The organism is Rhodomicrobium udaipurense JA643 (assembly GCF_000636015.1).
GTDB classification, from domain to species: domain Bacteria; phylum Pseudomonadota; class Alphaproteobacteria; order Rhizobiales; family Rhodomicrobiaceae; genus Rhodomicrobium; species Rhodomicrobium udaipurense.
Map to the genome: position 1 here is coordinate 1 of NZ_JFZJ01000099.1, position 11,595 is coordinate 11,595.

The 11,595-nt window shown below is 64.0% G+C and carries 12 protein-coding genes; 6 read left to right on the top strand and 6 right to left on the bottom strand.

The features are described 5' to 3' along the window. The 4 genes from T281_RS12880 to T281_RS18835 form a co-directional block, all read right to left on the bottom strand. A partial coding sequence (locus tag T281_RS12880) for an AI-2E family transporter (protein ID WP_052037464.1) occupies positions 1–774 on the bottom strand: 774 nt, incomplete at its 3' end. Between the two features lie 281 nt (positions 775–1,055). Beyond that, entirely contained in the window at positions 1,056–1,448 is a 393-nt protein-coding gene (locus tag T281_RS12885) for an MAPEG family protein (RefSeq protein ID WP_037239691.1), read from the bottom strand. Between the two features lie 56 nt (positions 1,449–1,504). Beyond that, a complete protein-coding gene (locus tag T281_RS12890; protein WP_052037465.1) occupies positions 1,505–2,569 on the bottom strand; it encodes a glycosyltransferase family 4 protein in 1,065 nt (354 codons plus the stop codon). A gap of 60 nt (positions 2,570–2,629) precedes the next feature. After that, entirely contained in the window at positions 2,630–4,006 is a 1,377-nt protein-coding gene (locus T281_RS18835; protein WP_037239694.1) for a glycoside hydrolase family 3 protein, read from the bottom strand. Between the two features lie 126 nt (positions 4,007–4,132). On the opposite strand from T281_RS18835, the gene T281_RS18360 reads away from it, so the two are divergent. Then, on the top strand, positions 4,133–5,767 hold the full coding sequence (locus tag T281_RS18360; RefSeq protein ID WP_162173175.1) for a tetratricopeptide repeat protein: 1,635 nt from the start codon (positions 4,133–4,135) through the stop codon (positions 5,765–5,767). 23 nt (positions 5,768–5,790) lie between these two features. Beyond that, the gene (locus tag T281_RS12905) at positions 5,791–6,816 is read left to right on the top strand and encodes an extracellular catalytic domain type 2 short-chain-length polyhydroxyalkanoate depolymerase (RefSeq protein WP_037239722.1); all 1,026 of its coding nucleotides are present in this window, start codon (positions 5,791–5,793) and stop codon (positions 6,814–6,816) included. 11 nt (positions 6,817–6,827) lie between these two features. Here T281_RS12905 and T281_RS12910 read toward each other — a convergent pair whose 3' ends face one another. Beyond that, positions 6,828–7,334 carry a cupin domain-containing protein gene (locus T281_RS12910; RefSeq protein ID WP_037239697.1) on the bottom strand — a complete coding sequence of 169 codons (507 nt, stop codon included), beginning with the start codon at positions 7,332–7,334 and terminating at the stop codon, positions 6,828–6,830. Then, entirely contained in the window at positions 7,331–8,440 is a 1,110-nt protein-coding gene (locus T281_RS12915; protein WP_037239700.1) for a RuBisCO large subunit C-terminal-like domain-containing protein, read from the bottom strand. Before T281_RS12915 ends, T281_RS12910 begins: the two co-directional genes overlap by 4 nt. A gap of 141 nt (positions 8,441–8,581) precedes the next feature. Between T281_RS12915 and T281_RS12920 the strand changes: the two genes are divergently transcribed. The 4 genes from T281_RS12920 to T281_RS12935 form a co-directional block, all read left to right on the top strand. Continuing rightward, positions 8,582–9,163: a YqaA family protein gene (locus T281_RS12920; protein WP_037239725.1), complete on the top strand. Its 582-nt coding sequence runs from the start codon at positions 8,582–8,584 to the stop codon at positions 9,161–9,163. Beyond that, the gene (locus T281_RS12925; protein ID WP_037239703.1) at positions 9,153–9,665 is read left to right on the top strand and encodes a disulfide bond formation protein B; all 513 of its coding nucleotides are present in this window, start codon (positions 9,153–9,155) and stop codon (positions 9,663–9,665) included. The genes T281_RS12920 and T281_RS12925 overlap by 11 nt, the downstream gene beginning before the upstream one ends. Positions 9,666–10,480: 815 nt before the next feature. Next, positions 10,481–11,068 carry a hypothetical protein gene (locus T281_RS12930; RefSeq protein WP_037239706.1) on the top strand — a complete coding sequence of 196 codons (588 nt, stop codon included), beginning with the start codon at positions 10,481–10,483 and terminating at the stop codon, positions 11,066–11,068. Between the two features lie 100 nt (positions 11,069–11,168). Further along, a partial coding sequence (locus T281_RS12935; RefSeq protein WP_037239710.1) for a DUF2252 family protein occupies positions 11,169–11,595 on the top strand: 427 nt, incomplete at its 3' end.

Below are 11,595 nucleotides of genomic sequence, written 5' to 3' on the forward strand. Positions count from 1 at the left end.
CCCCGTTGTCGAGCCAAGGTAAGGCACGAAGCTGATAATGCCCGCGAAAAGGCCGATCAGCAGGCCGTAATTCAGTCCGATCAGGCCAAGCGTGACCATATAGAATATCGACAGGATCGACAGCACGATGAACATGCCGCGCAGATAGCCGGATATCGTGTCGTCGACCTCGCCCGCGAGTTTGCGGATGGTCGGCGCGTCCCTCTTCGGAAGCAGGCTATCGATGGACGCGAACATCTGGTCCCAGTCGCGCAACAGGAAGAACGTGACGACCGGCGTCAGAAACAGCAGCGCGAGCGTGTTGAAGAAGGCGAGACTGCTCTCCGCGAGCCCCTTCAGATAGCCCGCGACGACGCCCGCCACATCCTGCGCCTGCCCCTGCGCTGCGCCCGTTCCCTCTTGCTGCTGGACCGTGCTCTGAAGGGACCGGAGATACTGCGGATAATTCTCCCAGAGATAGGCGCGCGCGCGCTGATAATAGCCCGGCAAGTCCTGCGCGAATTGCCGGAGCTGGTCGACCAGCGGAGGAATGAGCAACGCGAAAATCGCAACGAAGATGAGAAGCAGAAGCGCGATGATGGCGAACGCCGCCGCCCCGCGATGCACGCCTATGCGCTGGAGCCGTTCGACCAGCGGGTGAAAGAGATAGGCGAGGACGAACCCCGCCGCGAAAGGCATGAGCACGTCGGCGAACACCATGAGCCCCATCGTGCCGAGGGCTACGATCACCACCCAGAAGGTCGCGTGCGGCGAGAGACGGATCGTGTTGTCCATGCTGACGCTTTACTCCCTGAACCTGCGGCTTTCCGACAGAGTCCACCCGATTGGTTTATCGACCGTTCAAAAATCGTCGGCGTCGCCGCTGGTCGAAGCGAGGGCCGCTCGCATCAACGCTCGAGGTGTCGTCTAAGTTTCCTTCACGCCGAGGTCGGCGCGAAACCCCGAGGCGGCCAACCCGGTTTTCGGGGCCAACTCTAGCGGCGCGCGTCAAAGAGGCAAGTCATAAGGGGCAACACGGAACGCCTTGCAATGGCGAAAGCGGGCGGATGCTCGCGTTATCCGAGAAGCGGCCACAGCACCATCAGCAGCCCGGCCGTCGCGACGCCCCACACGAGAGTGCGGACGTAGGGCACGCCGAAAGCATAAAGCGGCACGTAGACGACGCGGCCCCAGAAGTAGAGTTGCGCGCCGAGCGCGGTAGTGGCGTTTTCCCGCCCCGCGACATGAGCGATGAGCACCGCAGCGATGAATAGCGGCAGCGTCTCGTAAAGATTCGTCTGCGCACGCCCGAGCCGGTCCGCGACGGGGTTCAGCGGCGGTTGCTTCTCGTCCCGCGCGCCCATGTTCCATTTCGCGCCGTATTGCGCCGTCCGCGCGATGGAAAAAAGGCCGATCTGCACGATGGCGAGGACGAGCGTCCAAACCAGCATCGTCAGTTCCGTGGTCATGGCGGTTGTCCCCAGCGAGATTTCGGCGAAACGGCTTGAGCGGAAGCCTGACGGATTTAACGCGCCGCGACAAGAAACGGTTCGAGCGCGGGGGCGTCTCGCGTATCGAGCGCCGCGAAAAGCCGCTCCCAATCGGCGGCGCGGTCGTCCCAGCGGCCCAGCGCGCTCTCCGCCAAGCAGCCGCGATTGAGACGAAGCCAGAGCGCGTCATCGGTGAGCACGTTTTGGGCATGCCGCGCGAAATCGTCGGCACCGCTCGCGAGGAAGCCGGTTTCACCGTCGCGCACGCGCTCCTTCAGCGCGCCGATGCCAAGCGTGACGAGCGGCACGCCCGAGGCCGTCGCCTCCGCAGCCGCGAGACAATAGGTTTCATCCAGATCGCCAGGGACCAGCATCACGCGCGCGGTCCTGAGTTCGGCCGCAAGCTCTGACCGCGCGACGCCGCCGCGTAGCCGAATGCCGGGCGAAGAGCCGCCAATGCGCGCGGCGGCCTCGTCAAGGCTCGAATGCGGGCAGAACACGTGCAATTCGGCATCCGGCACCGCGGCATGGATACTCGGCCAAAGCCGCGCGACAAAATCGAGCCCGCGTGAAGGCCGCGAACAGAAGACGGCCTTTGGAGCGCGCGGCCCTGCTTCCGGCTCCGGCGCGAAAAACATATCCGCCACGCCATGCGCAATCTCCACACGGCGACGGTACGGCACGCGCGGGTCGAGCGTCGATGCGTGGTAGCCGCCGAGCAGCACCGCCGTCGGCCGATGCCACAGAAGCGCGAGTGCGTTGCGCCGCTTGAGAAACTTGCCGAGCGTCGGCGGCGTATGCAGCCATGTCAGCTTGTGGCGTGCCTTGAAACCCCAATAGAGCCGGTCCGAATTGAGCGCGATGGCGAAATCGACCGACGGCAGGCTCGTGCGGCTTTCGAGCGGCAACCATGTCACGCCATTTTCCACGGACGACGCCTTGAGGCGGTTCAGCGCGAAGACGCGATGGCCGCGCCGGGCGAGCGCCTCCGCGAGATAAATCGCCGAGCTTTCGGTGCCGCCCACCGCGCCCGCGCGCAGCGAAGCGCCCGTGTAGGCGGGGTGGTTGTGATTCGCATGCAGGATCGCGATTGTTGCCATAAGCTGCCCGCAAGAATTGGTTAAAAGCTCATATCTGCCCATAGGTGCAGGATCAAGCGCTCACTGCGCTGTAGTTGTAAATCCGTTGGATATCGATGCCGTGGAACCGCGAAGCGTGGAAAGGCGCTGTGCCGAGGCCTGAAGGTCCGCCAGCGCAAGCGTGCCGTTATTTACCGCGTCGGCAATCGCGGCCGCCAGAGCCGCGCGCGTCGCCACCGGGCTTTCTTTGCCGCCATCCACCACCAGCACGTCGCAGCCTTTGGCGAAGGAGGACACCGTTTCGGCCGCGCCCGCGGTCATCGTGAGAAAACAGAAGCGCGGACCCCGCACGAGGTTCTCGTATACCGAGAGCGACGCCGTTTCATCGCCGATCACCGCCGCAACCGGCGTTCCCGGATAGGCGACGAGCAGCGACTTCAGGGCGCGCACCGAAAGCTCGCTCTGGTCCACGACGGGCACGGGAATGACGTTCGTATCCTTGTGACCGAGAATGAACGTCTTGGCAAAAACGCCGGATTGCAGCGGATTCGCGCCGAAACTCGACGGGTCTGCCGCCGCCCCGGACGGGCTGAGCGCCGGGCCGAAATTCAGGTTGAAGCCGAGATGCGCGAGGTTGAAGCCGAGCGAGCGATAGGTGGAATAGGCGTATTCGGGGTCGCCCCTGCCCGCGATGTCGCTCGGAGATGGCCACGCCTCGAACTCCTTCAACTGAGGCAGCGCGTCGTCCTTACCGCCGATCTCGCGAATCGCGAAGTAGGGCCGCTGAGCCGCGTTGCCTTGCCAGAGAGATTTCACGAGGTCGCGCAACTGGGCCTTGGAAGCGATGTTCTGCTGCGAAAACATCACGCCCGCGATCTGGCCTGTTTGCAGCATGGCGCGCATGGCTTTCGGGCCGCCATCGTTGGGCGTCGTACCGAAAAAGCGAAGGAACAGCACCTTTCCCACCGCGCGGTCGATCGCCGGATCGATGGCGGGGCCGATGGGAAGCGGCGCTTCGATGGGCGCGACCGCAGGAGCGCCGGGCTTCGGCTTCTGTGGCGTCTGGGCGGTTGTGTTTGTGGTGGCTGGCCGCTTCGGTTTAGGCTGCGCTTCGGTCGGGACCGTGGGCGATGGCTTCTGCGGCTGCGGCGGCTTCTGCTGGCTGGTGGGCGTAGTCGTCGCCCATCCGTCGCGAGGCGGACGCCGCAGACGATCAAGCTCCTGCTTCAGCTTCTTCTGCGCCTCGGCGGTCGACTCACTGCCGGACGCGCCATTGTTTTGCGCCGCTTTTACCCTTTGTCCGGTAAGGTCTCGGCTGGCGCCCGCTTCAGGCGATGCTTCCGTGGCGAACGCCACCCCGCTATACTCCATCGCGCCGGTCGCCAGGCAAGGCTCGGCTGCGATAAGGGCAAGCCCAAGAGCAAGTCCGCGCAGGATGGGAATGTTTCGATGCGCCATAGGCTCAAACGTCGCAGTTGTTTTCATTGTGTTAGCGGAATGCGGGAACAGCGTAAAGCAGCCTCTCTCGGCATTGGGCGCGCAGGGGGAACCGTGGCCGCCGCCTCGATCTTAATCGCGGCAGTCTTGACTTTCGGTATCGACGGGGCCGCGATGGCCGCGCCCGACAAGACCGCGCTCAAGGCGCAGGAGGGAAGTTCCGCGCTCCTTCGCGGGCGCTACGACGTCGCCGTGTCCGCCTATGACGAGGCGTTGCGCGAGGCCGGCCTGCCTCCCGCGCGTCAAGCCACCATCCTTTCGGATCGCGGCGTCGCGAAATGGCGCATGAAGCAGCTCGACGAAGCCGCCGCCGACTTCACCAAAGCCGTTTCGCTCAACCCCGACTATGCGCTGGCCTACAACAATCGCGGCAACGTTTTCCTTGAGATGAACCGGCCGGACGAAGCTTTCCGGGATTTCGACCGCGCGGTGGCGCTTTCGCCCGATTTCGGCGCGGCCTATGCGAACCGCGCCAACGCGAGCCAGAAGCTCAATCACCCCGACGTGGCCGAGAAGGATTTCCGCAAGGCGATTGAACTCATGCCCGCAAGCTCCATTCCGCTGAACGGGTGCGGGCGGATCGCGGCAGGCGAAGGCCGTCTCTATACGGGCCTGCGCTATCTTAACCGCGCCATCACGCTGAACGCACAATTCGCCCCCGCCTATCAGAACCGCGCGGCGATCTACGCGGCGCTGAAGCGGTACGACGAGGCGGCGCAGGATCTCGACAAGGTAATCGCGCTCGCCCCCGATAACGCGGCGCTTTATGTGGCGCGCGGACAGGCCCACGCGAAGGAAAGGCGTTGGCAGCCTGCGTTTCGCGATTTCTCCAAGGCCGTGGAACTCGGCCCGGACAATGTTCCGGCGCTGATCGGGCGCGCGTCGCAGAACCTCGAACGCAAGCGGGCCGACCTCGCGCTGGAAGACCTGAACCATGCGATCTCGCTCGATGCGAACGCCGCCGAGGCGTATTTCTGGCGCGGTCAGGCGAAATACGGGACGGGCGACGCCGAAGGCGCGGACGCAGACCTGTCGAAGGCCATCGAACTCGCGCCCGCCTACGCCGATGCCTATCGCTTCAGGGGCAGCTATCGCGAGCGCGGCGGCCGTCGCGACGAGGCCATTGCCGACTACCGCAAGGCGCTCGAACTCGATCCTCTCAACCGCGACCTGCGCGACGGCTACAAGGCCGCGAGCGGCGAGACGGCCGACGCGGTGGTGAAGCCGCTCGCCCCCGCCGTCGATGGCTGGGAGGTGTTCCGCTCGGCGACCGGACATTATACGGCGCTGAACGAGCGCTATCCGAAAATGCCGGTGATGCTCGAAACGCAAGGCGCGGCACCCGCCGAAATCCTCGAATGGACGCCGCTGAAGGAGACGCTGGCCGGGATCGGGCTGTTGCGCTACCGGTCCGGCGAGAAGGGCGGCATCCCTTATGAATATGTCGCCATCATTGACCTGTCGCGCGCGCAAGTTGCGGGCATCGAGCCCTACATCACCGGCGACGCAAAGTCGAAATGGGCGTGGACGCAATATGGCGTCACCGTAACCGATACCGACGGGCTTTCGAGCGTGTACGACCTGAGGAAGCCGAGGCAGGAGATGCCGCAGCAGGCGGCCCGGCGCGACGAGAACCCTTGGTCGACGGTCTTCGGTGGCGGCGGTGGTGGCGGAGGTGGCCGTCGCGGCGGTCCGAGCATCTTCGGCTGGCTCTTCCGGTGATTTCGTTCGCGCGGGTGGTGAAAATGGCAGCGGTGGCGTCAGCATTGGCAGCGACGGGCTGCACAGCCACCACCGCCGACAGCTTGCCCGCGCTCAAGGCCGATGTTTCGAAGCAAACCGTATCGGGGCTATCGTCCGGCGGTTACATGGCCGGGCAATTCCAGATTGCCAATTCGAGCCGCGTTTTCGGGGCTGGGATCGTCGCCGCCGGGCCATTCGGATGCGCCATGAGTGCGGGCGCTAAGGCGATCCCCTTTTTTCCGGCGGCGCTCGCGCTGAACACCGCGCAGGCGCAGAACGGCTGCATGGCGGACTATCTCTCGTCGCTCGGCGTGCTCGACGCGAAACGGCTACTGGCCCAGGCGAGGAAGCTTGCGGATGCTGGCTCCATCGATCCGCTCTCGAACCTCAAAGCCTCGAAGATCTATCTCTATTCGGGCGCAAACGACAGCACGGTCGCGCTCGCCGTGGTGAAGGCCGCGCGCGACTTCTATCTCGCGGCGGGCGTGCCTGAAGCGAACATCGACTTCGTGTCAGGCGGGCCCGGCGGCCACGCGTTTTCGACGGCGATGGCGGGCAATGCGTGCGAAACCACCGAGCCGCCCTTCGTTAACAATTGCAAATACGATCAGGCCGAGGCGATCCTGCGCTTCCTCTACGGCTCGCTCGAACCTAAGGGCACGGCCGCCGAGGCCGATTTCACCGTTTTCGACCAGCGCCGCTATGCCTCGTCTGACGCGACGATGGCCGATGACGGCGTCGTCTATGTGCCGCCCGCTTGCCGCGAAGGCGGCTGTCGCGTGCATGTGGTGTTCCACGGGTGCAGGCAGACGCGCGCGCTCGTCGGCGATGCGGTGACGAAGGGCTCGGGCTTCGCGGATTGGGCCGCGACGAATCGGCTGATCGTGCTGTTCCCGCAGGTTGAAGCGTCGAGCGCAAACCCCAGAGCCTGCTGGGACTGGTGGGGCTATACCGGGCTCGATTTCCTCACGAAGAACGCGCCGCAGATGAAAGCCGTCTCCGCGATGGTGGACGCGCTGGGGAAGTGACTGCCCGGCGGCTAATCCGCTTCAGCGAAAAACGCGGCGACGGCTGGGTTCTTCTTCAGTTCTGCCAGTTCCCCCGGCGTTGGAAGCTGCGGCTTGTCGCGCTCGGCGTTCACCATGCACAGGAAGCCGAACGGCTCACCCGCGTTGGCGCGGAACTGGTGCCATGTCATGGGCGGGATGAAAACGAGATCCGGCGCGGCCACCTCGCGCACCTCGTCGCCGACGAGACAGAGACCGCGCCCGCGAAAGATCATCACGCCATGCACATGCTCATGTCGCTCGAAGGTGGAATGGCCGCCCGGCGCCATCTCGAAATAGCGTAGCTCGCAGGAAAGCTCCGGCCGCTGGAAAAGCACCTGCCGGGTGATCGCCTTGAACGGCGCAGCGCCTTCTTCCTTGTAGGCGAGAAGGTCGACGCCATCCCAGCGAAAGCCCTCGTCGCTGGAGCGTGCAGACGCTCCGGCTCGATTTGAAAACGCTTTGGCCTCGCGGATGTTCGAGCGTTCGCGCTCCGTCATTCGTGCAATCCCTCGAAATGGCGCACCACGCGCGCCTGAAACGCAGCCGCCTCCTCCGTCATGCGTTCACGCGCCGCGAGCAGGCTGCCGCCGATGAGCAACATGGTGTCCGCGCCATAGAAATCCAGAAGTTCGTCCACCCGCTGAAGCGTCATGCCGCCAGCGGGCGACGGGCAGCAGGGCTTGAGATCCGCCCATGGTCGCCGCGCGGTCTCGGCGATGGCGCGACAGGTTTCGGGCGAATAGCTGAAGCGGCCGCCATAGTTCGGGTAGATGGTGACATCCGCGCCGAAGAGGCGGAACAACGTACCGAGCAGGAACGGCGGCGCGATGCGGGCCGCGCCCGCCATGGCCGGATGCGCGATGAACGCGATGTTCGGGAACAGCCGCGTCAGGCGGTGGAAATTCGACACGCCGATCAGCATCGGCTCGATGAGCACCGCCTCGATGCCCTCTGCCTCCGCGAGCGCGATCTGATCCGCCGCCCGATCGAAGCTGCCGGACACATTCGGCGCATAGAGCGTTCGGAAGCCCGTCTTCGCGTTCGTCTCGCGCAAGGCTTCGGCAACGGCCCGCACGCGGTCGGCGAACGGGCTGTAGATCTGATCGGCAAGCCCGTGGTCGTCCTTGATGAAATCGATGCCGCCGCCTGCAAGCCGTGCCGCGAGCGCGCCAAGTTCGTCGGGCGAAAGGCCCTGCGGCTTCAGCGCCGTGCAGGTGAGCGCGCGAGCGCCCGCGCCGACTTTCTCGCGAAGTCCCTCGGTGCCGACGTTCGGGCCGCCGAACGCCGCCGCCATGGCTTCCGGGATTTCCGCATCGACGAGCGTCACGTCCGGCTGGATCGAACTGTTGCCGAACAGCATGTTGAGAAGCTGCCCCGCCTCGTATCCCGTTGTATCGACCGCAAGGCCGATCCGAACCTCGAACAGCCCCGGCTCCGCCTCGCGGATGCCCTGCACTTCGCCCACGATATCGCGGAGGATGCCCGCGTCGGCGATGGCGTCGAGCGGCATTTCCACGCTCTGCTCGACCGCGATGGCCGCCGCCCTCGCCTCGATCGATGCCGCGTCGCCACGCACGTAATAGGTAACGCTCAGTCGGGACATTCGTATCTGCCTCAGCCGCAGCCTTATTGTTGCACGTTTCATACCCCAATCGCATGCAAAGACAATTGCTCTGGCGACCTTATGGACAAGCGGAGCGGGCCGCGCTATCCGGCATCAGCCTTTCCTGAGAAAGCTCCGCTCATGCTTCGACGCCTCTACGAAAAGACAATGCGCCTTGCCGAAGGGCCAAACGCCCTTCTCGCGCTCGTGCTCGTCTCGTTCGCGGAAAGCTCGTTCTTTCCGATCCCGCCGGATGCGCTTCTCATTCCGATGGTGCTGGCGCAGCGCGAACGCGCGTTCAAGCTCGCGGCGTGGTGTACGGCGGCTTCGGTCGTCGGCGGCATCGTCGGCTATGCCATCGGCGCGCTGCTTTACGACACGGTCGGCAAGTGGATCATCGACTTCTACGTCTACGGCCAGAACATGGACGCGTTCCGCGCCACCTATGCCGAGTGGGGCGCGTGGATCATTCTCATCAAGGGCCTGACGCCGATCCCCTTCAAGCTCGTCACCATCGCAAGCGGCTTCGCGGGCTACGATTTCTGGCTGTTCGTGCTGCTTTCCATCGTTACGCGCGGAATTCGCTTCTTCCTTGTTGCGGGGCTGCTGCATATCTATGGCGAACCGATCCGCAATTTCCTCGAACGTCGCCTTGAACTTGTGACGGCGGGGTTCGCGGCGGTGATCGTCTCGGGGTTCGTGATCGTTCGATATGTCGTATAATTCAGCAACAGCTGCCGGCGAACGGGCATCCTTCGATGCACGCAGCGCGGCCATCGTGATCGCGGCGGTGAGCATCATCTCGCTCGCGGCCGCATGGCTTTTCGAGCTTTACGGCTACAAGCCCTGCCCGCTTTGCCTCGAAGAGCGCGTCCCGTATTACGCAGGCATCCCCGGCGGCATCCTCGCCGCGTGGTTCGCCACGCGCGCACCCAGGGTCGCCGTGGTGATCCTTGCCGCGCTGATGCTGGGTTTCCTCTATAATGCCGGGCTCAGCGTCTATCACGCGGGCGCGGAGTGGAAGCTCTGGCCCGGCCCCGACACGTGCGCGAGCGACGGCACGTTCAAGCCGGGAGCGTTGCTCCAAAGCCTGAGGAGCAACGCCGTCGTGCGGTGCGACGACGCAGCGCTCCGCATCTGGGGCGTTTCGCTGGCGGGTTACAACGTGCTGATATCGGCTGCGCTCGCCGCTGTGGCGGCCTTCGGCATCTGGCGCAGCCGCTGACGCGAACCTGATCGACAGCCTGCATCAGGCCGTGCCGTACCCATAACGCACCGCTTCGAGCGCCGATTCGCGCGCTGAAATTGCGCCTGAACGCCCGATAACCCGCCAAATCCCTGCATCGCGAAGCGAGAGACGCGATGTCGCACGACTGCGCGGCGCGTTGTGAGCAAGTTGCTGAAATTAAATAGAAAAATATAAGCCCGTTGAATGGGCTTGCGCATCGCCACGAGCAAAGCGCGAAGCAGGCTTGTTTACTCCGAGATATTATCGAGTATAGTTTTATACCATCAAGTTGAGATGCAATGCTACAACCTGACCACGCTTTAGGGCGAATTTGGCAGAACTTGCTTCATTGCATTGAATCCGAGACAAAAAATATCTCGACTTCAACTTGCTGATTACGCCAACATAGGAGACCTCCCCATGGACCCCGTGTGGATCTGGGTTGACATTATTGTTCTCTCGGCAGTCATTTCTGTCTATCTCCTCACCATGAAGAGCGGGATTAAATAGCTTCCGCCCTTCCTGCTGGCCAGCAAGCCGGATGTGCTCAGGAAAAACCTGAGCGCACCCGGTGCATGCATGTCAAGGCGTGGGAAAAGCCCGACGCCAACGCGTGACATCTTCGCCCGAGCAGCTTCAGCGAAAGCGGATCGTCGCGGGCGTGACACGAAAAAACGCGAAAGGGCGTCGGCTGGGAAGTATCCGCAGTGTGCCCTCCCCTGCAATTTGAATCGAAACGGCTCGGGGCCGGGCAGAGTCCCGAAGGCTTTCGCGGCGATACTGCTCCCGACTTTAAAGCAGGGGCAGTCACCATGGCAGAGTCCGATGTCGAAACCCGCGCACATGCGGAGGCGGCCGAGCCGCGCTCAACTCATGTGCTTTACAAGGCCATCCCGCAGGTCGTTGTGCTCGTCCTCACGCTCATCGGCGTCGCCTATACGAGCATGACGCGACAGGCGCTCATCGGCTATTGGGAATTCCTCGCGCTCATCACGGGCCTCGTCTGCATCATCAGCGGCTGGCCGCACGCCCGAACGCGCCCCGAACGCGTGCGCCTCGTGTGGACACAGGCGCTGCACTGGACAGCCTTTCTCGTGGCCATGAACCTGCTTCTCATCTCCGACGTGCAGCGCATGCTGAGCACCGACGCAACGGGCCTTGCGATCCTGTTGCTCCTCGCGCTCGGCACTTTCGTCGCGGGCGTGCATACACTTTCGTGGCAAACCTGTGTGCTCGGCCTCGTCATGGCGCTTTCCGTGCCCGCCATCGCCTGGATCGAGGAATCGGCGCTCGTGCTCGTGTTCGTGCTGCTCATGCTCCTCGTCGTGGGCGGTGTGATCCTGACGACCGCACGTCGAGGCCGGGGGCGAGACGACCGTCTCGGCGAAGAAGCTCTGTAAGGCCGATTATCGGCGAACGCCCCTTTTTTTGCGCGCACCGGGATAGCAAGCGCAGCCGACGCTGTTAGGATGGCAGCGGAAAAATCGGAGGCGCATGCAAATGGCATTCTTGAGACGGAACGCGGACTACGAGACCTGGCTGCGGACGCAATGCGACGTGGTCGACGCGGATCTCAACAAGAAGCACAAGCGCATGGCCGAAAGCCCCTTCGCGATGCTGCGCGCGACCTATTTCCGTTACGCCGCAAAGGTTGAGAAGCTGCTGCCGGATCTCGCGGACGCACCACATGTGCTCGCGGTCGGCGACATCCACGTCGAGAATTTCGGCACATGGCGCGATGCCGAGGGTCGCCTCATCTGGGGCGTGAACGATTTCGACGAGGCGGCGGTGATGCCGTATCCGTTCGATCTCGTGAGGCTTTGCGCGAGCGCCGGTCTATCGCCCGATCTCGGCGACCACGAGCATGCGGCGGACGCGATCCTTGCGGGCTACGAGCGGGGCCTAGCCGAGCCCGCGCCGATGGATG

Coding starts and splice junctions, on each gene's coding strand:
- T281_RS12885 (WP_037239691.1), bottom strand. CDS start 1,448: ATGACCACGGAACTGACGATGCTGGTTTGGACGCTCGTCCTCGCCATC.
- T281_RS12890 (WP_052037465.1), bottom strand. CDS start 2,569: ATGGCAACAATCGCGATCCTGCATGCGAATCACAACCACCCCGCCTAC.
- T281_RS18835 (WP_037239694.1), bottom strand. CDS start 4,006: ATGGCGCATCGAAACATTCCCATCCTGCGCGGACTTGCTCTTGGGCTT.
- T281_RS12905 (WP_037239722.1), top strand. CDS start 5,791: ATGGCAGCGGTGGCGTCAGCATTGGCAGCGACGGGCTGCACAGCCACC.
- T281_RS12910 (WP_037239697.1), bottom strand. CDS start 7,334: ATGACGGAGCGCGAACGCTCGAACATCCGCGAGGCCAAAGCGTTTTCA.
- T281_RS12915 (WP_037239700.1), bottom strand. CDS start 8,440: ATGTCCCGACTGAGCGTTACCTATTACGTGCGTGGCGACGCGGCATCG.
- T281_RS12920 (WP_037239725.1), top strand. CDS start 8,582: ATGCTTCGACGCCTCTACGAAAAGACAATGCGCCTTGCCGAAGGGCCA.
- T281_RS12925 (WP_037239703.1), top strand. CDS start 9,153: ATGTCGTATAATTCAGCAACAGCTGCCGGCGAACGGGCATCCTTCGAT.
- T281_RS12930 (WP_037239706.1), top strand. CDS start 10,481: ATGGCAGAGTCCGATGTCGAAACCCGCGCACATGCGGAGGCGGCCGAG.